Below are 20,736 nucleotides of genomic sequence, written 5' to 3'. Positions count from 1 at the left end.
TTCATAATGGGAGGCTTGATAACAACAGCAGCACGCCTTAAAGATGGTACAGTTGTAAGCTTTAGACACTATACCAACAATGACTTTAACCTTGTCTTGAGACAAGATGATTTTATTAAGGAAATGAAAAAGATTTCTCCAAGCATAAAAATATCACCTCAAAGGAAATACATGAAACTCAGCAGGGATGATGTTATCGATAAATTTGAAAGAAGGTTCTCAAAGACAACGTTTGATTATGTGTGTGGGAATAGCTTTCTAGCCCCTGTCTGGTATGGAATCAACTTCTTTGATTATAGAAAAAATGTGGCATTTTCGGTGAATGCTTTTTCAAGCAATTTGCATTTTTTGACTTACAATTTAATGTCTAATCCGATAGTCATAAAAATGCTTAAACAGGGTGTTATGTTTACAGAGAGTGATCTTGTTCGCTTATCTCATAATGTACCTTTCGTTTATTTGAGAGAGCTATTCAAACTTAAAGAGCTTAAAGATATCAATGCATTATATGATGAAAATGGAGACGTTCTTGATCTTAAAGGCCGTGACACATTTGATATCATTCGTTCTTTTTTTGATGGAAATTTAGTCAAGTCTGAATATTTCAAGTTAAGAGTTAAATATCCGAGGTGGGATTTTTATTCCCGCTCTGATGGTGAGTATGGATTCGATATATTGAAGGCTTACTTAGAAAAGGAAAACCTCCTGACTAAAAATGATAAAATTGCGTGGGGGCTATTCGAGTCAAATGGGCGATAATTGAACATGGCAACGGTTGATGTTGCCATGCATATTCTATTCGTTAAGGCCTATTTTTAGGTTTATTCTGACGCTTAGGTTTTAGTGTTATTTTTGGCTTAGGTAAGTTTGTTTCTATCTCGATAAGAAATCTATTGAACTCATCAAGACCACTTTTTAACATTGTATTAATGTCATCTGTATTAGTTTCTCCATGTAAACAAGCCATAACATGGTCTATAAGATAATCATCGAAAATTATACTATCTTCATGGAAATACTTCTTTTCACGATCTCCTATATGAACGACAGGAATCTGATGGCTGTTATCTCTTAAAATCACGATATAATGTTCAGTGACTCTCGCCATCTTCGCGCATTGTACTGAGAGATCTTTAGTATCAGAGCTTTTTAACGTGTTATTTTTGGCCTGACCTATGATACCTTTTTGAAGGCTTTCATCGGATGTAGAAATCCATTCTATCTTAATCCCAAAATCACATCCGAATCTGTGTTCAGGAGAATTTTTTCCCTTGTGTGCAGTTTTTGATGTCTTAAAGCGTAAATAATATCCATTACCAAAAGATATCTCTGCTAATGATAACCCAGCGCAAAATGCAGCGAAAAAATCATCCTCTTGTCTATAATTTTCCCTTGTAAAAATATTAGTGATTTTCGTAAGTTCAGCATGTAATTTCGTTTTTAATTCATTGTAATCATCGATAGAGATGTTTAACCTTTCGTAACTCATTTTTAGCCCTTAATAGTCATTAGTATCAACTTATAATTTTAAATATCACTTTTATTATTTATCACATGGTGTTTTTTGTGTGAGTAAAAAAAAGAAATCATGCATATAGAAAACGTTGTACAATAAACTAACCATCAGGGGGGTTAAGTTTTTTTTATGTTTATTAAAAGCATGTTAATTTACCTCATATAAATATCCTGTAAGCATGCAACTAAGCCATTTTTATTACTTCGACATTATTGAAACCATTTTGATTCAATAATAGATTAATATCTTTTGGCGATATTGTATTCTCTTTACCTAACACAATCCTCGTAATATGTGCAAAAGGATAGTGTCCAGACATGATAACCTCATCTTGCTCCGCAAAGGTAAGAGGTGCAGTTTTGTTTCCCAATGGGTTTAGATGGAGAGGAATATATCTCCTACCATTTACTGCTAAATTATCTATGTTATAGAGATATTTATTGAAAGGAGATACTAAATCGTAAGGTGCGCCTGTATGAGACAAGCTAAACAAGAATCGTATCTCTTCTTCTTTTGAGTAATCCGTCTCAGACGTGAGTTTATAGCTTGATGAAAGGTTAAATGTTATAAGTTGTATCCAGACAGAGCAATTTTTATCTTTAAATTCTTCACCCCTGAATCGTTCGAGTTCTGACCTTAATCTGTTCCTATAATCTTCTGATTTATAATGAATTGGGCGTAGTGGTAAATTATTAATAAACCCCAGAAGGTATTGTATAAATTGCTCTCGGTTTCCAAAATTAATAGCACCTTTGTCATCCTCATACGGTGAAATATTTCCTTCTATTTCACTGTGGCTAAACTCAATCGCAACACCAGTGTTTCCAGATGCATAGTTCTCCCATAGGTAGTTGTTATGAATGTTGTTGCACAGAGACAATATATAAAAATAGAAAATGTCCTGTGGAGATGTATCTTCTGCTTTAATCTTATCTAAATGTTTATTGATAGTATGTCTAGCACAGTTAAATGAATCAACCAATATGTCATTATTTTCTATTGAGTTAATGATCTCGTCAATAACAGATACAGCCATCTCAAGGCCTGCGATTACCTCCTGTTTATCCTGCATGCTGAATGCATTAAACATAAAAATTTTTCTTGATTCTATTATTTTTACGAAATTTTCATATGTTGTGAAATGATAAATTTTGTCGTTTTCCATTTTTCATCTCATTAGTTAAAATAGATAAAAAGATACCTGCTATTACCTATCATCACGATAAAACTGAGTGCTTATCTCGGGCATAAGTGATTTTCTTCTTCCAGTGTTAAATATTCGGAAATTTAACTTCTCGAACTGAGTGCTGGATAACAACATTATATTGTATGCTGGCTGATGTGCATAGATTAACAGAGATTCAATCGCGTTTAGTTCGGTATTATCCTTACTGACAGGATCATAGTTTCCAGAACGCATTTCCTTCCAGATAGTAAATTCTCCAAATGAAGCAAGGAACACCTTGACCTCATCGCACTGATTAGAAAAGCGGTTGTAGTGTTCTGACAGTCTTTTCATTATGTCTCTTTCCGTTTTTCCAATGTATAACAACACATCACGGCCATAAGTGGGATGATCACCATAAATTTGATAAAGGCAATGCCATTCCTTCACAATATCTCTGCCTTTATCCTGAGTAATCGCATCTAACGAGTATGGGCCTTCCCAATATACATCATAAATTTTAGTTTCTAGATTTGAGTTATGCATGAATATTGTTATGAAATATTAATCAGGAAAATAATATCGGCAGATCTTTTAAAAACTTTAGCTATTTATATAAACTACCTAGTTTAAATATAATTTTGATCTTCTAGTATCATAAATTTAAAAGTATTTTAGAATATAAAATAGACAGGGTGCCTATGGGTGTTATTATGTTATTTTTAATTTGTGATTAAATTATGTTTTATTAATTATTGCGCTTTCTGAAGAGTTTATTTATTAGTGGGAATAAAAAATTATTACTATGTTGATTTATTTTCTAATTATGCTATTACATGATAATGAAATTAAAACAAGGAGGTGTAATGTATAAAAATAATGATGAAGCTATTGATTGGGAAGCCAAGCGACTTTTAGATGATGGTATCTATACCGATACAGAAAAAGCCTATTTAGAAGCAGAAAAACGAGTGAATCAGATAAGGGAGAAATTCAGAGAGCATCAGGTTAAACAGCAATTTAAATTGAAGATAAAATCAATCAAGAAAAAACTGAATAATGATGACTATGTGAATACTCCTTATGATAAAAATAGAAAATATTGGGGGAATGACATATGACAACAAAAACAATCAAACAACAAATTGCTTCAGCACAAGAACGTCTATACTTCTTGGAAGCTAAAAAGAAACAGCAAACGAAAAAAGAAAATACACGTCAGAAAATTATTTTCGGTGCTGAGGTTGCCAAAGTTTTAGGATGTGATATTGGTTATGTAGATAAGGAATTGGTCTTTGGGATTCTGCTTGATATCCCGAATCTTCATGAAAGTGATATTGAAAGGTATAAAGCACAAGGCCAAGCCTATATCGAAAATGTTATAAATAAATCCAAACAGTAGTTTTCCTTTTCACGTCCGAACGGTGAGCCGACCTAAAACTTTTTTTTAGGTCGGTGAACTGTTGAGCAAGCCCCAGAGGGCGCGGTAGCTAATTTAAATAAAAAGATATAAAAAACACAGAGATTTCTACTTTTTCAGTAATATACTTCGCGATATCGTTTACGGTATCTTAATCAAGCAGAGAGCAAGATTGTCATGAAATCAGTCAGAAACGCAGTAGGTGTCGTTGGTTTGGCTATTTTTATAGTGTCGGGTTATGTTCAGGCAGCAAGTCTACAGGACTCGCTTTCCAATGCAGTTGGTCAATTCAGTCAAAACAACTCTTCATCTGAAGCGTTGAGTGGACTTTCTGGACTTCTTACAAACGGCAATCAGGCGCTGAGTGCTGGCAATATGAATAATGCTGCTGGGATTTTGCAATATTGCCTGAAACAGAAACTGGTTTCTGCAACTAACACGGAAAATATCAAAAATCAATTGCTGGACAAGCTTGGTTTAAGCTCTCAGGATGAGAAAAAACAGACAGATTACACACAGGGACTTGCTGGCCTTTTGAATACCCTTGATGGAAAACAGTTGAACCTGAACAATATCGGGAATACGCCATTGGCTGAAAAAGTTAAAACGAAGGCTTGCGATCTGGTGCTAAAGCAGGGGATAAAATTTATTTCCTGATATGCTTAAGGGCCATTTCAATTGGTTGGCCCTTATTATTTCTAGCGAAGTAGAAACGATCAGAGCTCAAAATCTTCCAAGCTCTTACCATTTTCTAGCGCAGCAGCGATAGCTTTTGGTGTACGGCCCTGACCTGTCCATAACTTTTCATTGCCGTTTTCATCGACATATTTATATTTGGCTGGACGAGGAGCACGTTTAGATTTTGTTGACTTGGTGGCAGAAACAGAACCAAGCAGTTCAGCAGGATCGATACCATCTTCTAACAGTTTGGCACGAAGAGCTTCAATTTTTGCCAGACGTTCAGCCTGTTCTTGTTGAACTTTGGTTTCTTCTTCACGGCGCTCTTCAACAATAACGGTGAGCTTTTCCAGCATTTCTTCCAGTGTCGCCAGATCGGTTTCTCGTGCCTGAGCACGCAGGGTACGAATGTTATTTAATACTTTGAGAGCTTCACTCATAGCTTATTATCCTGATGGTGATAAAGAATCATTGATGGGTATATCGAAATTTGACACATATCAGTGATAAATTATATATCAGTATGGAGACGGAGGAAATAATGAAAAAGAAGAAATCAAAGAAAAATCCGCTTGAGGATACGGCTGTGTTAAGTCGAATTGCCAAAAACGCCTCACAGAAAGCGATCAGCGAGGCATTCAGGGCTGGAATGCCTATCCACTCTATTTCAGAAGGAAAACTGGTAAAAGTGTATCCTGATGGAAGAATAGAGTGTGTGAAAGATCTGAATATAGAACCTATTTCTCTCGCATCAGCCGTTCGTCAGTTATCCCGCTAATTACGTGCAGCTATCTATTGTTTGATTCAATGTAATTGTTTATCTGTTTTTCATCGTTTGAATGAAAAGGAGTTAAACATGGTGCTATTAAAAAATAGAAAATATAGAAAAGGGTTCTCTCTGCTTGAGCTAATATTGGTTTTAGGTGTTATTGCCGGGTTGATTGTCAGTGCATTTATGATTTACCCCAAGGCTCAGGCGGCACAGCGTGCAGAGATTGAAGTAAAAAATATTACCGCTATCGTGTCTGGGATAAATGCTATTTATGGTTCCAGTACTAATTATACAGGCATCAATGCAAGAACATTAATTGACGCGAAAATCATACCAAGCCAAATGAGAGTTGGGAATACTTATCAGGTGGTTAATATATGGAAAGGGCCTGTGAGCTTTAGTTATAGTAATCATGGCTTTAATATTACCTACAATAATGTTCCTTCTGTTGAGTGTGCCAAGCTAGTGTTAGCAACGGCATCCATGTTTTCAAATATATCTGTTGGTGATAATGAGGGTTATGATGAAGAAGGTAATGAAGTCGGAACCAGTGGTACTGTGAAGCAGGGGGTTAAAAATGTCGATGAAGTCACTAAGTATTGTTCTAATGAGATGAATGTCATCTCATTTGGATTTGGTTATTGATGTAGTCATTAGTTATTTTTTTCTTCCATTGTGCTAATAAAGAACTGGTTTGCTCAATAAATAAAGTGAAATGATATCTTGACCACTTTTTTATTTTTGCTAATTAAAGTTCATGTAAGTAAAAAAGGACGGTGAAAATGAAAATAATAAATCAAAAAGGGTTTTCCCTATTGGAAATCACATTGGTGTTAGGTATCGGCACAGCAATGGCATTCATGAAGTTTCAGGACATGAAAAGCGATCAAGAGAAAGTAGTGGCGAATACCGTTGGTGCTCAAATGAAACAGATGGGGGAGGCGGTTAATCGTTATATCAGTATTCGTTATGACAAACTTTCAACATTAACTTCAAGCAGCAGCCAGAGCAGTGATCCGGGACCAAGAAACTGTACGGCTAACGGTTGTGAAATCACTTATCAAACGTTAGTGAATGAAGGGCTGTTGCCTGTTAGCTATACCGGAATCAATGCGCAGAAATCATCTTATAAAATCATGTTAAAGCGCGATGGGGGTTCACCTAATTACGTTATTAACGGACTGGTTATCACCACGTTGCCGTGGTCAGAAGGGAACCGTGTTCGCTATGACTTATTAGGCCGTGCTATGCAGGCGGCTGGCATTGATAGTGGTATGACGCAATCCGCTACGGTGGCATCGGGAACCGCTGGTCAATGGGCTGAGAACCAAAATAGCTACAGTGGGATAAATGCAGCGGGATTGCTGGCCTACCGTGTTGGATATGACAGCTCTATGTATTCGGTTTATCTACGTCGTGATGGAACATTACCAATGACGGGTGATCTGAATATGGGCGGTCATAGTATTAATAACGCAAAAGATATAACAGCTTCTGGAAATTTAAGTATTGCTGGTGTGGTTTCTGCTGGACAAGAACTTATTTCTAATAATCATTTAACTGTAAAAAATGAGGGTTATTTTGGTGGTAGGATCGCTACTAATGGATTAAATCCTCATGATTTACCTGATGGATGGGGAGGTGGTATAAGAACATGGGATATTTATGCCGTTGGAACTATAGCAACAGGTTCTGATAGAACCATTAAATCTTACTTAAATAGTAATGGAGATATCGGCGCTTCGAGGCATATTTCAGCAGGTGGAAACATAACTTCATCAAGGACGGTATCTGGTCAATATTTTCAACCCACATCAACATCTGTAGCCGGATCATCGTGCGCTTCAGACGGATTGATAAGTAAAAATAGTGAGGGATCAATCCTATACTGCCAGAATGGGGAATGGAGGGGCATCGGAGGAGGAAGTATCACCCGAACAGCCACTGACAGTTTACGTTTTCAGTCTACAGGGGATTTTAACTATCTTAATGTGTTTGTGGCGTCAAAATTTTATCCGGCAGATGGTACACACACCGGTTCAGCTACGTTTAATGTTCTGGTAGGGGGTAAGACGGTGGGGCAAATCACGACCTCCATTACGGTCTGGAAAGCGGGGAGTCGTGGACATTACTGGGGTTATGAAAATACGGGCGCGGCATTGCGTATGTTTACTACCGCAGTAAAGCAGGGCGATGTTGTTCAGGTGGTTATGGCAAGTTCTGGATTTCATAGCAGTAGTGATATCAGCGTTTCATTATCTCAGTAAGCGTAGGGCGAATAGGGATTTTTTGACAGGTTTATGACTTAATAAGAAATAATATCTGAACCTAAATAAAAATCTCATTCATCATCTCTGTATCGATGCCTGATACGGGTTTCGGTATTGAATCATCCATAAAAAGCGCCCAACATTCAGCCTTCAAAAGGAATGTTTTACTGTCAAAGGAAAATGACAATGCCGGGTGCTGCTCGTCTCAACGACACTGGAAGTGGTCATGACTGTTTCCCTGAAACCCCGATAATCGAAGGCAGTTCTGATGTAATTATTAATGGTCAGCCTGCTGCCCGACAAGGTGATGCTGTTCTGCTTCACGGTTGTCCCTGTCCCAATGCACCCCATGGTGTTCATTCCCGAAAAATTGCCGAAGGTTCATCCACCGTCATTATTAACGGTAAAAATGCTGCGCGTATTGGGGATGGTATCAATTGCGGTGGTGTCATTGTCTCCGGCAGTGGCAACGTCATTATTGGTGATACCCCTCATCGTTCTCCCGTTCAGGACTGTGCTAAACAGGCAGCATTAACCCGTGCGCCATTGCTGGCGTTAACACCAATGCTGGCAGTTGAGCCTGTTTTTGCCAAATCCTGTTTACGTGGCGCGGGTTGTACCGATGCGGGCAAAGAAGAAGAGCCACAGGGCAACATCGGGGAGATGAGTTTTTATGTCGCTGAACCTGTTGAGCAGGCTAATCCCTCGCAAGAAAAATCAGTTGAGGTAAAGCAGTATGCGCAGGCAGCGAAAAAGAAAAATACGTCTTCTGCTGTTTCTCCCCCTCAGTCATTTGCCGGAAAAAACGAACCGTTACCCAAGACCCCGCCCGGTGCGATTAACAAGCCTCAGATACCCCCGATGGAGCCGTGGTATAAAACGATATTTGACTTGTTAGTGGGTAAAGCGGATGCGGCAATGTTGCCACCACCTCAACAACTGGTGATGGCAGGGACGGCAGCACAGGCGGGGGCGACCGCTGCTGCGGGTGGTGCTGTGGCGCAGGCCAATCAGGATGCAGCGAAAGCACTGACACATCAGGTGAAACGTCTTTCTGGTCCATCAATCTGGCAAGGCCAGTTGCAGATGGCGCAAAGTTTTCTGTTAATGGGAGCATTGATTCAGCAACATCTGAAAGGTGAAAAAGACGATTTGCTGATACAGGAAAAGCTACTGGAGGTAGCGAAGAAGCAGGGTTCAGTTCCCAGCCGTGTTCGTTATCAGTGGGGAGAAGATGAGGAAACAGGCAGGTTGAAGGCGGTTGGCTACCACACCAGTATGGAAAGTGGTCGCGATCAGGTGCGCGTCAGATTACTGAAACATGATTTCCCCAATAACCGTTACGAGTTCTGGGAAGAAGGCGCAACAGGACCAACAATTTTATGGACACCGGATAATCCGGGTATGGAATTACCTACAGACACGGCGCACGGTGAACAGCCTGTTATTCCGTCAGCAGTGCCGGGATTTGAAATTCCAGAGATGGATGATGTCAGCATTCTTGCGACACCAATGCCGGACGAGAAGGATTTTCGGGATTACATTCTGGTGTTCCCTGAGAATGCGTTTCCACCGATTTATATTTATTTATCAGAAAGTAAGATATCTTATACACACGGATACAAGCATTATCCGCCGAAGGGATTATCTTGGGGTGAAGTGATTAAAACCACAAAAAGTGGGCCAGCTAAATTTAAGCCTAATGTAGATATTCCCTCTATAGATCATGAGGTTTGGGAAAATGGTATGTCGACTTCAAACGGACAAAACTGGAAGATTATGCATTTTGACGAAGTGAAAGGGGCATATAAAGGAAAAGAAACTTCATGGGTTGTGACAAAGGAGTCACAAGGAACGATTCATTCTCACCCCATTGGCGAACAAGAAGCAAGAAGGTTAATGAAATGAAAAGTGAAATAGTTATTTTGGGCGATGTATACATGATTAATCATCTGGATAGTGTTTTTGATGAATTATCTGGTATTGATTTCAATAAAGCAGTTTCAGAGGAAATTAATAAATTAGATGAGGATTTATTGATGTTATCATGCTCGAATGGGAATATCCTAGATATAGGCTGGTATCCTGCATTTGAAGATGATGGGAACTTTAAAATATGCATAATAAAAAATGGAAATTGGGATAGCCCGTTATATGAGGAGAGTGTACATTGGGATAAAGATTTTTTAAGGAACAAGATAAAAGAATTAATAAATAAATTAGATGGCTAAAGTATGATTTTTAATCCTGAAAAAGATTGTAAAAATGACTGTGAATGTTGAAGCATTATTTAATCGAATAGGCAAAACCTACCAAGATATCTTTGATGAAGGATTGATCCCTTATAAAACTAGGCCTAAAGGGGATTCAGGCGATCCTGTATTAGATTTAGATATGGTCAAAGAATCTGTTTACTTATATTTTCATCGTTCATCGAGAGAACTGTTTTGTGTAACACTTACACTCTTTGATGAAGACAGGCCAATACGGCAATTCCCAAATGAGCTTCCTCTTCCTTTTAAGAAGGAAATGAGCATCGACTGGATGCATGAAAAATTCGGCATTCCAGAGAAAACCATCCCTTCCAAGGTTATTGGAGGTCTTCAGTTTGGAATGAAAGAAAAGTATAAGTTAGATGGTTTTCATATACCTTTAGCAATGCAGATAGTTTATACCGAGAAAAATACTGTTGAATCAATAACAGTTATGCCAACAGAAGAAATGAAGTGGTAATTACACAAATTAAATTACGATCTCGAAATAGCAGCACAACGACCTGTGTGCTGCTCAACTTACCACACAATTAAAGCTGTTCTACTGGAATCACTTCTGGCGTATGAAAAGTACGAAATAACAGATCAATCCGTTCCCACAAAACAAAGATCAAAATCTCTTTTGCCTTGGGTTCATCCAGTTCAACAACGGTGTAAATTAATGCCCGACACTGATCGATGATTTCTTCCAGTTCCAGTGGTGTGTTATCGAACATGATAAGCCCCCGCTGCTGGATATTGATATGTGGCAAAAAAAGCAGTAGCCAGATGCAGATTTTCAGGAAGGGAATAGGTAAACTGACAGACAGCCATAGCGTTATCCTTCTAACGTTGAGGTTAGCCCCTGTCTGGTATTGCAGTACCTTTCAGGGGCGAAATTAGTTCATAGGTAGCCTTGTATACAGGCGCGAATCATATAGGCTGCAATTTAAGACTAGGGCTGTTACTAGTCAATTCAATTAGTTAATGCGATATAAAATCCATACCGTGCAAGCATCCAGCCTTTCAGACCCGTATAGCTTCAGAACTGCGTGAACAGTTGGATGTGGTCGGTTGCGAATGATGGGATAAGTCTGGGGTGTTGGTTTAAGTAATTGGTTCAGCAGAGCTTAAACGGTTCTGTGTTAAGTTGAAGGGGGGATATTTAGCATCGCCTTTCAGTGAAATTATTTATTTCAAATAAAATTCATTATGACTCATTGACAATATAACTCACCTTGTTATATCTGACTATATCTATAAATAACATAAGCTTTTAAATGAAAATATTAATTAACGTATAAAAAAACTGGCCTGATAATGTGAAGGAATTAGATTCAGCTAAATATGATCAAAATAAAATCTCTTGGTGTGGTAAAGAACTATTCTTTTTACATGAAGATGGAAGGGTTTATCAGAGATATGTAAAGATGCCTTTTATCGTTGATGTTGATGAGTTTTCTTTATTTTCGTTAGCAACGAAAGACGATAACTCTTTTTTGATAGAGAAAATCACTGATTGGCCTAAAGGTGTCAATATTAGAAAAGGATTTATTCGTGCGCAATGGGGACATAAATCCAATGGTTGCTGTTGGTATGTATTTCCTGATGGTAGCAATATGTATGCTTATTTTGATGCTCCTGAGATTAAAGAGCATCATAGGATATATAACGAGATACCTTTTATTACATACGAAGTCTTGAACTAACTTTTCTTTTTAGTTCTTCAATCTTTATCTGTGCTTCTTCCAATGAGTTGCAAATAGTAATCACTTGTTAGTTAACTGTATCGAAAATCAGGTGCATTTCCAATTCAATAGTAGCCTTTTCATTACCATCGAATTTATATGATAAATTGGTTTTATGCGGAGCAATTATATATCTCTCATCCATGATTTAGCCTCATGCTGCATGTTATTATTGGGTAATTAATATTTGTTATTTTTTAAGCGTAACTGCAGTTGCAACTCCGCCAATAACTAACATAGCTGCTCCTCCAATTGTTATCACAATTTTCTTCCAAAGCTTATTATTATTTTTATTGATTCTCTCCGTTATCAGGCAGAGTTCCTTGTGTTGTTTTGCAAGTTCTATTAGTAATTCGGCAATTTTTTCACGGGTGCTATCAGATTGTGCAGTTTGCGCAAGGATTTTCAAAACATCCACTGTACCGGAAATAGACTCTTTTATCGTTTTTACTGATTCTATCTGGCTATTTCCTGCAGTTTCACTCACTTTTGCGAGTGATTGCATTGCTTCAATGGAAGCCTGAACAATTCCGGGGTGTATCTCAATCAACGTTTTTAGCTGAGCTAACTTGAGCTTTTCGTTAGCAGCAAGCTCAAGCATTTCTTCTGGCGTAGTTATTTTTGATATGTCCATATCGATAGTCCCAGCGAATTTTTTATTCTTTTCTGCATCTGTCATAAGTAGCTCTTTTTTCTGAAATGATAATTTAAGGTGTAATGCTTGTAAAATAGATGTCTTTTGCGTATTACTTATATCAAGCAATCCTGAAGTGTTTCTATCCCAACAGGTAATTTTGATATCGTTGAAGATAAGCCATAAAAACATATGCAGGTAATCCGCGAGTTATTCAAATTTCTATCTAGTCAACGACGCTCTTAATTTAACCAGCTTTTATTTAGCATTTCTACAACTCAAGAGTTTAATATTTTTTGGGAGTTTCTACGCTGACATAGCAGGTGATCATTAGATCCCACTAAAAACTAGCCTACTCCTGTCATGATGAAAATGCCAGATTGGTTGGTTATAAACTGCTAATTTTTCATGGGCCATCCTTGGCCTTTGCTCAATCTATCTCTTGCGCAAACTCAAACGGCCTAATCATCCCGTTGCTGTTAGCATCCAGAAAATCAGCCCACCATTGCAGCATCAGGCGGCGTTGTTCAAGGTGTTTGGCCTTGTGGGTGTAGGCAGCACGAACGTTGTTCTTTTCCATGTGGCTCATTTGAAGTTCAACCACATCTTCAGGCCAGATCCCTGATTCAATTAAGGCACTACACGCCAGCGTTCGGAAACCATGACCACACAGATCGGTTTTGGTGTCATAGCCCATTTTGCGCAGTGCCTTGTTGATGGTGTTTTCACTCATCGGCTTCATCGCATCATAACAGCCAGTCAGGATAAAGCCGTCATCACCGTTAACGTCATAGGTGAGGTCTTTAAGCTCTTCTAAAATTGCCAGTGCTTGATCGCATAGAGGAACATAATGTTTCCTGCGCATTTTGGCACCACGGCCTGAATGCTTGATCCCTTCAATGGCTTCACGCTGTTCAGGGATAACCCACAAAGCGCTTTTGAAATCGATCTCTGACCATCGGGCAAAGCGGAGTTCGCTGGAACGCACAAAAATTAGCAGATTGAGTTTTATCGCTAATTGGGTCAGCCTGCTACGGCCTTTATAGGCTTCAATACGTTCCAATAGGGTAGGTATCTCTTCCAGTTCGATCGCGGGACGGTGTTCCGTTTGCGGCTTCTGAACCGCGCCTTCCAAATCATAGGCCGGATTGAAACGGATCATCTTTTGCTGGACGGCATAACGCATAATGGCAGTGGCATACTGTTTCACCCGCATAGCGATTTCCAGATAACCCAGCTTCTCTATCTTTTTGATGGGAACCAGCAGATCGCCTGTATCCAGTTCAGCAATATCTTTTTCACCAATATCAGGGAACAGGTAAGTTTCCAGCCGGGTCCATACCGAACGCTGATAATCTTCCGACCATGTGGTTTTGGTGGCAAACCAGCTTTTGGCAACGGTTTTGAAAGCGCGGGTGTTGTTACGTCGTTCTTGAACGATTTTGTTGTCAGCCTGTTTTTTGGCGCTCGGATCAATGCCAGCCGCCAACAGCTTTTTTGCTTCATCTCGTCGTTGTCTGGCATCAGCCAGAGATACGGCAGGGTAGACGCCGATGGAGAACACTTTCTGTTTCCCTTCGAAGCGATAGCCTAACTGCCAGTATTTTGAACCGTTGGGATGTACCAGCAGGTAGAGGCCGAACCCGTCAGTGAGCTTAACCACCTTTTCTGACGGCTTGGCATTTTTTACTTTAGTATCAGTAAGTGACATGACGGTTCCCTCCGATTGCTGGTAAAAACGAAATCGAACCAGCTTTACCAGTATTTTTACCAGCAAAAGGGTATGGCTTCGAGTGTTTTTTGGTGAACGAGGGAGAACCTGAAGAAGGGGATAACCAATTGATAAAAAGCAAAAAAGCAGACGTCAGTGAACGTCTGCTTTCTCTAAAATGGCTCCTCTGACTGGACTCGAACCAGTGACATACGGATTAACAGTCCGCCGTTCTACCGACTGAACTACAGAGGAATCGTGTGAACGGGGCGCATGATATCCGCCACCCGCGGTACTGTCAACGGCAAAATCAGCTTTATCGTCTGACTGTTTAGGCTGTGTACAATTCGCTGTTTTTTTATGAGTTAGTAAATGGATGGCGCACGGTAATGGGTGCTGCTTTGCCAGTTTTTTAGACGGGTGAGCGGATCCTGCTGATAGAACTTTTGGAAGCAGCGGTACAGCTCGGGGAAACGTGTTTCGAGAAGTTCGGGAGCGCTGAAGAAGTATTCCGACAGCACCGCAAAGCACTCTGCTGGATCGTGTACGGCGTAGGGATCCATGCTGGCGGCATCTTCGCCCACCAGATCGATTTCTTCCTGCATGGCATCCATCGCGCCGTGCAGATGCTGTTCCCACGCAGCAATCTCGCGCAGAGGGATAAGGGGGACGCCCGTCGCTTCACCGCTGCTACGGATGTCCAGCTTGTGCGCGACTTCATGAATGATGAGGTTGAACCCGGAGAGGTCGAAGGAATCCTGCACTTCCTGCCAGTTGAGGACAATCGGCCCCTGATCCCAGCTTTGGCCGGATTGCACTATTTTCCCCTTGTGCACGAGCCCGATGTCATCCTGCCACTCTTCCTCAACAATAAACGGGCCGGGGTAAATCAGAACTTCATGGAAGCCATCCAACGCATCCAGTCCCAGCGACAGCACCGGCAGGGAAAACAGCAGGGCGATGCGTTGCTGCATGATGTCCGTCAACACCAGCTCCTGCAACGGAATCAGGCGCTTTTGCTTCAGAAACTGGTCGGCAAGGGCGACCAACTGCTGGCGCTCTTCATCGCTCAACGGAGCGAGAAGCGGGATGGAAATCGCAGCGTGCCAGTGTTCAAGCGTCTGCACCTGAGGTTGAGTGTTTTTCCACGGCCATTTAATCATTGTTATTGCTCGTTCAGTCGTCACTTGAATTTAAAGGCGAGGGCGGGTGCTGTTAACATGCCGTAAAAGTAGGCATCATGGCAACTGCTAACGGAGAGATGCTGGAGCGACTGACCGAACCCGTCCCGAAAACGGGAGTAGGGCAATGCTACCGGGGGTTCAAATCCCCCCGTCTCTCCACCGCTATTCAAACACTTACCTCGCATTGAGTCTGTGACGCTTTCCACACTTGGTAGTGGCTTAAAGCGGACAGCTTAAATCCCCTTCTTCACAACGTAGCATGCTTTTGAATTCTTCTACGCGCTCGGCGGTTTTCTGCGTCAGGCACTGGGAATACACCATGCCATGCACCGATCCTCCGGTTGTCGGGAAGGTCTGAAACTCACAGTCAGCGTCGCGGTACGCGATCCATTTTCTCTGTGCTGACTTGAGCAACGCCTTGTGTTCTTCAATCACCAGGCGTTTGACGACGTCCTGATACAGCCGATTAAGCTCGCCATCCACTTTTTTATATTCATTAGTCGCACACTGGCTCATTTCCAGCTGCGTGTTGGCGTTGCCACAATCTGTGGCGGCGGCTTGAGTGATGGGCAGTAGCGCAAAAAGAGCAATGGCTCGCTTTTTCATTATTGATCCTCTGTAAGTAGGCACTAGGTATGAGTATTTATTATACCTGCCATGCGTCCAGGTACACATAAGCTGAGCGAGGAGGGCGCTTTTATGTTGCTGAACATTTGAGCAAGTTGAAGTTTACGGCGCTATTCCTCCAATCAAATAGGGACATTTTCATCGAGAATCCTATACTGAAAGCGCTGACATATCGTTTGCTTGGATGCATTGCATATTCATAACGACTGAGAGGGAAGAATATGAAAATTGAGACTGGAGAGAATGGCCTTTTTGCGCATCGCGCTTCGATCGCTAACTCAACGGCTCAGGCTGGTAATCAAGCCTCATTTGCTGCTGTTTTAGCTGGGAAAACGCAGGAGGTGAGTGCAAATAACGCTTCTACCTCCGCTACTCAGGTTAAGAAATACGATTTCACGAATATGACGCCACAAGCGTTAACCGAAACCGTAAACAGCCTGATCCAAAGTGGACAGATGGATCTCGACGAATCGTCATCATTGTTGGGTTTCATGGCTCCTACCGCGTTGTCTAAAGTCGTTTACGATGGCACCGCACCCACTTCATCGCACCAGCCTATGAACGTGTTCTCCAAAATTCAGGAAGGGATTGATGGGGCGTTATCGCGTAATGAAAAGTCGAGCGCAGAAGGCCTGCAACGCGCTGCTGATGCGTTGCTTCGTTTTCAGGATAAAGCCGTAAAGGTTAATATGTTCGCGTAATAAAAAAGGCCAAGTGTGAATTGGCCTTTATTTATCGATGGGACTGAAAGGATATTATTTAATGCTGATCTGAGTGTATAGGGTATTCCAAGGCGCGTTTATTGATGTGTCCTGGAATTTAAATATACCATTCTGCGAACCGTCAAGGTTGTAATATTTCATCCAGCCAACAACCGTGCCACCGACGGGGCAAGGAAAAACGTAGGATGTCCCTACCAAACAAATAGAATCATTCTGGTAATTCTTAGAATTTGCTAATTGGCCTGAGTTCATCCAGGCAATGGCATTACCACCATAACCAATTTCCTGTACGGCAACGCGAAGTTGTGACCCTCCGTGATCGCACGTTGTTGAAAATTGGCCAACCGTGGTCATATATTCCCAATTGCAGTTTGATGAACCGACAGCATAGATAGCAAGCCGACTCAGCGGTGGCGCAGGTGCCCGCAGCGCACCGTTTTGTGCAGGTGCCTCTCCCGTTTCAGAAGCAGATAATACGCTGTTGCTTCCATCCAGTTGGGCGAAGGCTGTTTCGGCGAATTTAACTGGCGGGCCTTCTTTATCATTAAGACTGGATGTTTCTGAATAAGCATACGCGCTGAAAATCGTAGTCAGTGACAATAATAAAGGGAATGCGAATTTCTTTTTCATAACAATCTCCAATGTTAATCGCTGTTTTTAGATGCAAGTCCTTGCATCGCGATTAAGTGTAGAAAATTAAATCTGGTTTTCAAGGCGCTCGGGAAATATAAATTCAGAGCGTATTTAATTATTGAGAGAATTATTTTTCCTCTGCTATGTATTTCAAATAATATTTTTTGACGGTTTTTCTTATTATTATGAATAGTTAATTGAATTAATAATGAGGAGAGTAGTACGTGGCATAACGCCTTCGGTCATTTGATCAATAGGGCGCAGAGACGAGTACTCGCCATGTGACATGTCCTGATGGATGGTGGTGTGGTCCTGGGGCACTGAAACACAGGCTTTCATTTTCCCAGCAAAGATTACTCTCAATCATCTCGTCCCGTACTGACAAATCCTATGTGCTGAACTACTTTCATAAGGAATCATCACGTTACGGAGGTTGATATGGGATTTTGGCGTATTGTACTGACTATTCTCTTGCCACCGTTGGGCGTGTTACTGGGGAAAGGCATCGGTGGGGCATTTATTCTGAATATTATTCTGACGCTGTTAGGTTATTTTCCTGGGTTGGTGCATGCGTTTTGGGTGCAGACAAAAGATGATGGTATTTAGTGGCTGAAAAGCCTGTTTGACGATTTAAGATGAAATAACGGGGAGACATAATGCTCCCCGTTGCCTTTTTATTGATGGCGCGCTATTGCGCGGCACCGACCACCTGATTACGCCCTTGCTGTTTTGCCTGATAGAGCGCGATATCGGCGCGGTTAATCAGCATACTCAGTGTTTCTCCCGCCCGATATTCAGCGACGCCGCAGCTGGCTGTTACCTGAATTATTCCTTCACGGTAGGGAAGATGCGTGGTTTCAATACTCTGACGCAGGGCCTCAGCGCGCTGTTGTGCAGCGTTGAGATCGCAATCGTCGAGCAAAATGACGAACTCTTCTCCTCCCCAACGACAAGATTGATCGCTGGAGCGGGTATTGGCCGATAGGATGGCGGAAACCTCTTTTAAAACCAGATCTCCGACGTTGTGGCCGTACTTGTCATTAATTTTCTTAAAGTGGTCAATATCAATCAAAATAATGGAGAGCGATTTATGCTGTAAGGCATTTTTCGTCCCGAGACGACGGAATAAATAATCAAATGCCTGACGGTTCATGAGGCCCGTTAATTTATCGGTCGTCGCCATCTGTTCCAGACGGCGTTGATATCCGCCAATCGTCAACCACAGCAGAAACAGAAAAAGGATGCTGACAAACGTGCTGATGCCCAGATTTTTTAGCAATGTGGTGAACAGTCGTTTTTCACTGGGGTGACTGGTTTGCTCAACCATCAAATACCAGCCGAATTCAGGGATTAAACGGGTGTTGAGGAAAATATGTTCTCCGTTTGACTGATATTCATAGGCACCGCCGGGGGAAGTTAAAATCGCGGTCGCGATCCGGTTCAGTCCCTCCTGTTCTTGAATTTTTAGCGAGCGCGCGTAGCTTTCTCCATGTAGCGTAATGTTGCCTTCTTTATCAATGAAATAGATTGTCCGGTTATAGCGCTGTTCGTATTTTTCAATCAGGTGCTTAACACGCTCAACGGGTATGCCCACGCCGGTAATGCCAATAAAGTTGTCTTCATAATCCATCACTTTGTGGTTGATGAAAATATCCAGACGCGTGCGGTTTTCAGGATCGACGCGCAGATCGACAACGTAAGGCATGTCATCCGATAGCGCCTTGTGCTGGAAATACCATTGATCGTCGGGGGACGATTCCGAGACGGTTTTCAGGATGCGCTGCTGATCGTAATAGAGCCCGGTTTTATCAGAAATGAAAAAAGAAAATACGGTGTTGAAGCGGCGATCGATCTCTTTCAGGTAGCGGAATAGGGCCTGCGGATCGCTTTCATTTTTCAGTACCCAGTCACGTAAAAACGTATCGTGCGCCATTAGGGATGAAATAAAGATAGGTTTTAACAAATCCTGCTGGATTTCCGAATAGACGTTATCACTGGTGAGCGGCAGGGTATTTTCTTCGATTTCTTCTTCCAGTGATTCTTTAGCCACTTCATAGCTGGTCCAACTGATAACCAGAAAGGCGGCAAGCAGCATGGATCCAAGTATTACGATTGCGCGCGTTTTGTCTAACCAACGTGAGTTATTAATGAATCCGGTCTGCAACATAGTTTCCCCAGAGAATCATTCATGAGATAGGTGAATAAGTAATAAGTCTCTGTTTTCGCCTAAAAATAGTGGTGCGACATTTTACTGGAATGACGCCATAGCACAACTGGCTAAAGAGTTTGCTGGCTTGTTGGATTCAGTATAGTGGTTTCGGTGCGGAAGTATTAGCAGCAGGCTGCCGGAACGTAATGTTTTGTATTTTATTGTGGGCTTGTTAAAGCTCCCTTGTCGGTTTGATTATCCCTATGGTTAGATTTAATCAATCAATGATGTTGGGTGGATGACCATGAGCCATTATTCAGCAGCGAAGGAGTCAGGCCCAACAGCGCTTTTATTTATTAATAAACATGCGCGGAATGGCGATTCCTCAGCACGCTATGTGAAAGAATTATTGCAACAAAGCCAGATCAATATCGTCGAACCGGATGAAAAAGAGACGGGTTCATGCAGCGATATTATACGTGCGTATGCGGATCGGGTGGACTTTGTCATTATCGGCGGTGGCGATGGCACGCTAAATTCAGCCGCGCCAGGTCTGGTGGATACTGGCTTGCCGCTGGGCGTGCTGCCCTTAGGGACAGCGAATGACTTTGCCCGTACGGTGGGAATCCCCCGAGAGATTCGGCAGGCCGTGCAGGTTATCGCTAGCGGGCAGCGGCGCGCCGTTGATTTGGGTGAGGTCAACGGGCATCTGTTTTTTAACGTCTCCAGCATTGGGTTTTCTGCGGCATTGGCGCGCGGGCTGTCGGCGAAATCCAAGAAGCGTTGGGGCACATTGGGCTATGCGCTGGCGGCCTTCAAGCTTTTGAAGCAAAGTCGTCCTTTCCGCGTCGAGATTGAGCACGATGGCATCAAAGAGCGGGTGAGAACCGTGCAGGTGTCGGTGGGAAACGGGCGTTTCTACGGCGGTGGCATGGCGGTAGCGGACAGTGCCGCGCCCGATGATGGCCGGCTGGATGTGTATAGCCTGGAAGTGTCTCACTGGTGGGAAATGGTGGCACTGATCCCCTTTATCCGCAAGGGAACGCACGGTCGCTGGCGCAAAGTCCGCGCCTTTTCCGCCAGACAGCTGACGTTGAATACCTCGAAGCCGCACGATATCAATGCCGACGGCGAGCTGATTGGCAAAACACCAGCGGTATTCGGGATCAGAGAAAAGGCGATTCAGGTTTTTGCGCCACCGCGTTGATGCCGTAAATAGGGGCGAAAACAAACAAGGACACCATGCGGTGTCCCT

At 42.0% G+C, this 20,736-nt stretch carries 25 protein-coding genes and 2 tRNA genes; 15 read left to right on the top strand and 12 right to left on the bottom strand.

From position 1 onward, the window contains the following. The first annotated feature begins 6 nt into the window (after positions 1–6). Positions 7–759, top strand: a complete 753-nt coding sequence (locus tag ACIPUG_RS04805) for a hypothetical protein (protein ID WP_400337520.1) — start codon at positions 7–9, stop codon at positions 757–759. Positions 760–802: 43 nt separating this feature from the next. Here the strand turns inward: ACIPUG_RS04805 and ACIPUG_RS04800 are convergent, their stop codons facing one another. From ACIPUG_RS04800 to ACIPUG_RS04790, 3 genes are all read right to left on the bottom strand, one after another. Beyond that, positions 803–1,489, bottom strand: coding sequence for a hypothetical protein (locus ACIPUG_RS04800; RefSeq protein ID WP_193400006.1), 687 nt, complete (start codon positions 1,487–1,489; stop codon positions 803–805). Between the two features lie 211 nt (positions 1,490–1,700). Next, a complete protein-coding gene (locus tag ACIPUG_RS04795; RefSeq protein ID WP_400337518.1) occupies positions 1,701–2,681 on the bottom strand; it encodes a DUF2971 domain-containing protein in 981 nt (326 codons plus the stop codon). Positions 2,682–2,723: 42 nt separating this feature from the next. Continuing rightward, the gene (locus ACIPUG_RS04790; protein WP_205544170.1) at positions 2,724–3,227 is read right to left on the bottom strand and encodes a hypothetical protein; all 504 of its coding nucleotides are present in this window, start codon (positions 3,225–3,227) and stop codon (positions 2,724–2,726) included. 320 nt (positions 3,228–3,547) lie between these two features. On the opposite strand from ACIPUG_RS04790, the gene ACIPUG_RS04785 reads away from it, so the two are divergent. From ACIPUG_RS04785 to ACIPUG_RS04775, 3 genes are all read left to right on the top strand, one after another. Beyond that, positions 3,548–3,802, top strand: a complete 255-nt coding sequence (locus tag ACIPUG_RS04785; protein ID WP_400337516.1) for a hypothetical protein — start codon at positions 3,548–3,550, stop codon at positions 3,800–3,802. Then, a complete protein-coding gene (locus ACIPUG_RS04780) occupies positions 3,799–4,083 on the top strand; it encodes a conjugal transfer protein TraD (protein WP_039275708.1) in 285 nt (94 codons plus the stop codon). The genes ACIPUG_RS04785 and ACIPUG_RS04780 overlap by 4 nt, the downstream gene beginning before the upstream one ends. A gap of 195 nt (positions 4,084–4,278) precedes the next feature. Beyond that, positions 4,279–4,758: a DUF2501 domain-containing protein gene (locus ACIPUG_RS04775; protein WP_400337514.1), complete on the top strand. Its 480-nt coding sequence runs from the start codon at positions 4,279–4,281 to the stop codon at positions 4,756–4,758. Positions 4,759–4,817: 59 nt separating this feature from the next. Here ACIPUG_RS04775 and ACIPUG_RS04770 read toward each other — a convergent pair whose 3' ends face one another. Next, on the bottom strand, positions 4,818–5,219 hold the full coding sequence (locus ACIPUG_RS04770) for an H-NS family nucleoid-associated regulatory protein (RefSeq protein WP_400337512.1): 402 nt from the start codon (positions 5,217–5,219) through the stop codon (positions 4,818–4,820). 101 nt (positions 5,220–5,320) lie between these two features. Here ACIPUG_RS04770 and ACIPUG_RS04765 point away from each other — a divergent pair, with 101 nt between their 5' ends. The 6 genes from ACIPUG_RS04765 (at position 5,321) to ACIPUG_RS04740 (ending at position 10,554) form a co-directional block, all read left to right on the top strand. Further along, a complete protein-coding gene (locus ACIPUG_RS04765) occupies positions 5,321–5,557 on the top strand; it encodes a hypothetical protein (RefSeq protein WP_039520155.1) in 237 nt (78 codons plus the stop codon). 78 nt (positions 5,558–5,635) lie between these two features. Beyond that, complete coding sequence (locus tag ACIPUG_RS04760) at positions 5,636–6,196, top strand: type 4 pilus major pilin (RefSeq protein WP_268198509.1); 561 nt, start codon at positions 5,636–5,638, stop codon at positions 6,194–6,196. 137 nt (positions 6,197–6,333) lie between these two features. Beyond that, positions 6,334–7,818, top strand: coding sequence for a shufflon system plasmid conjugative transfer pilus tip adhesin PilV (pilV, locus tag ACIPUG_RS04755; RefSeq protein ID WP_400337509.1), 1,485 nt, complete (start codon positions 6,334–6,336; stop codon positions 7,816–7,818). Between the two features lie 189 nt (positions 7,819–8,007). After that, complete coding sequence (locus ACIPUG_RS04750; protein ID WP_400337507.1) at positions 8,008–9,729, top strand: S-type pyocin domain-containing protein; 1,722 nt, start codon at positions 8,008–8,010, stop codon at positions 9,727–9,729. Beyond that, positions 9,726–10,052, top strand: a complete 327-nt coding sequence (locus tag ACIPUG_RS04745) for a hypothetical protein (RefSeq protein ID WP_051910635.1) — start codon at positions 9,726–9,728, stop codon at positions 10,050–10,052. Before ACIPUG_RS04750 ends, ACIPUG_RS04745 begins: the two co-directional genes overlap by 4 nt. 34 nt (positions 10,053–10,086) lie before the next feature. Continuing rightward, positions 10,087–10,554, top strand: coding sequence for a DUF6392 family protein (locus tag ACIPUG_RS04740; protein ID WP_400337504.1), 468 nt, complete (start codon positions 10,087–10,089; stop codon positions 10,552–10,554). A gap of 70 nt (positions 10,555–10,624) precedes the next feature. Here the strand turns inward: ACIPUG_RS04740 and ACIPUG_RS04735 are convergent, their stop codons facing one another. Next, complete coding sequence (locus ACIPUG_RS04735; RefSeq protein WP_400337502.1) at positions 10,625–10,810, bottom strand: hypothetical protein; 186 nt, start codon at positions 10,808–10,810, stop codon at positions 10,625–10,627. Between the two features lie 585 nt (positions 10,811–11,395). On the opposite strand from ACIPUG_RS04735, the gene ACIPUG_RS04730 reads away from it, so the two are divergent. Next, positions 11,396–11,782, top strand: coding sequence for a hypothetical protein (locus tag ACIPUG_RS04730; protein ID WP_400337500.1), 387 nt, complete (start codon positions 11,396–11,398; stop codon positions 11,780–11,782). Positions 11,783–12,011: 229 nt separating this feature from the next. Here the strand turns inward: ACIPUG_RS04730 and ACIPUG_RS04725 are convergent, their stop codons facing one another. The 4 genes from ACIPUG_RS04725 to mtfA all read right to left on the bottom strand — a co-directional run bounded on the left by ACIPUG_RS04725 (position 12,012) and on the right by mtfA (position 15,329). After that, the gene (locus ACIPUG_RS04725; protein ID WP_400337498.1) at positions 12,012–12,647 is read right to left on the bottom strand and encodes a hypothetical protein; all 636 of its coding nucleotides are present in this window, start codon (positions 12,645–12,647) and stop codon (positions 12,012–12,014) included. A 238-nt stretch (positions 12,648–12,885) separates the two neighbouring features. Continuing rightward, positions 12,886–14,166: a tyrosine-type recombinase/integrase gene (locus tag ACIPUG_RS04720; RefSeq protein ID WP_400337496.1), complete on the bottom strand. Its 1,281-nt coding sequence runs from the start codon at positions 14,164–14,166 to the stop codon at positions 12,886–12,888. Positions 14,167–14,345: 179 nt separating this feature from the next. Beyond that, positions 14,346–14,421, bottom strand: a tRNA-Asn gene (locus ACIPUG_RS04715). A 110-nt stretch (positions 14,422–14,531) separates the two neighbouring features. Continuing rightward, positions 14,532–15,329 carry a DgsA anti-repressor MtfA gene (gene mtfA / locus ACIPUG_RS04710; RefSeq protein ID WP_400337494.1) on the bottom strand — a complete coding sequence of 266 codons (798 nt, stop codon included), beginning with the start codon at positions 15,327–15,329 and terminating at the stop codon, positions 14,532–14,534. Positions 15,330–15,421: 92 nt separating this feature from the next. Here mtfA and ACIPUG_RS04705 point away from each other — a divergent pair. Next, a tRNA-OTHER gene (locus ACIPUG_RS04705) sits at positions 15,422–15,509 on the top strand. A gap of 60 nt (positions 15,510–15,569) precedes the next feature. Here ACIPUG_RS04705 and ACIPUG_RS04700 read toward each other — a convergent pair. Beyond that, entirely contained in the window at positions 15,570–15,956 is a 387-nt protein-coding gene (locus ACIPUG_RS04700) for a lysozyme inhibitor LprI family protein (RefSeq protein ID WP_400337492.1), read from the bottom strand. A gap of 242 nt (positions 15,957–16,198) precedes the next feature. Between ACIPUG_RS04700 and ACIPUG_RS04695 the strand changes: the two genes are divergently transcribed. Further along, the gene (locus tag ACIPUG_RS04695; RefSeq protein WP_205537164.1) at positions 16,199–16,678 is read left to right on the top strand and encodes a hypothetical protein; all 480 of its coding nucleotides are present in this window, start codon (positions 16,199–16,201) and stop codon (positions 16,676–16,678) included. A 54-nt stretch (positions 16,679–16,732) separates the two neighbouring features. Here ACIPUG_RS04695 and ACIPUG_RS04690 read toward each other — a convergent pair whose 3' ends face one another. Continuing rightward, a complete protein-coding gene (locus tag ACIPUG_RS04690; protein ID WP_400337490.1) occupies positions 16,733–17,329 on the bottom strand; it encodes a YolA family protein in 597 nt (198 codons plus the stop codon). Positions 17,330–17,770: 441 nt separating this feature from the next. Between ACIPUG_RS04690 and ACIPUG_RS04685 the strand changes: the two genes are divergently transcribed. After that, positions 17,771–17,938, top strand: coding sequence for a YqaE/Pmp3 family membrane protein (locus ACIPUG_RS04685; protein ID WP_010280855.1), 168 nt, complete (start codon positions 17,771–17,773; stop codon positions 17,936–17,938). 82 nt (positions 17,939–18,020) lie between these two features. Here the strand turns inward: ACIPUG_RS04685 and ACIPUG_RS04680 are convergent, their stop codons facing one another. After that, a complete protein-coding gene (locus ACIPUG_RS04680) occupies positions 18,021–19,496 on the bottom strand; it encodes a sensor domain-containing diguanylate cyclase (RefSeq protein WP_180774791.1) in 1,476 nt (491 codons plus the stop codon). 283 nt (positions 19,497–19,779) lie between these two features. Between ACIPUG_RS04680 and ACIPUG_RS04675 the strand changes: the two genes are divergently transcribed. Next, a complete protein-coding gene (locus ACIPUG_RS04675; RefSeq protein WP_039272968.1) occupies positions 19,780–20,688 on the top strand; it encodes a lipid kinase in 909 nt (302 codons plus the stop codon). Positions 20,689–20,736 lie beyond the last annotated feature (48 nt).

Source organism: Pectobacterium sp. CHL-2024 (assembly GCF_044751765.1).
GTDB lineage: Bacteria > Pseudomonadota > Gammaproteobacteria > Enterobacterales > Enterobacteriaceae > Pectobacterium > Pectobacterium brasiliense.
The sequence above is the reverse complement of the archived record's forward strand: the minus strand, read 5'-3'. Positions and strand labels throughout refer to the sequence as shown.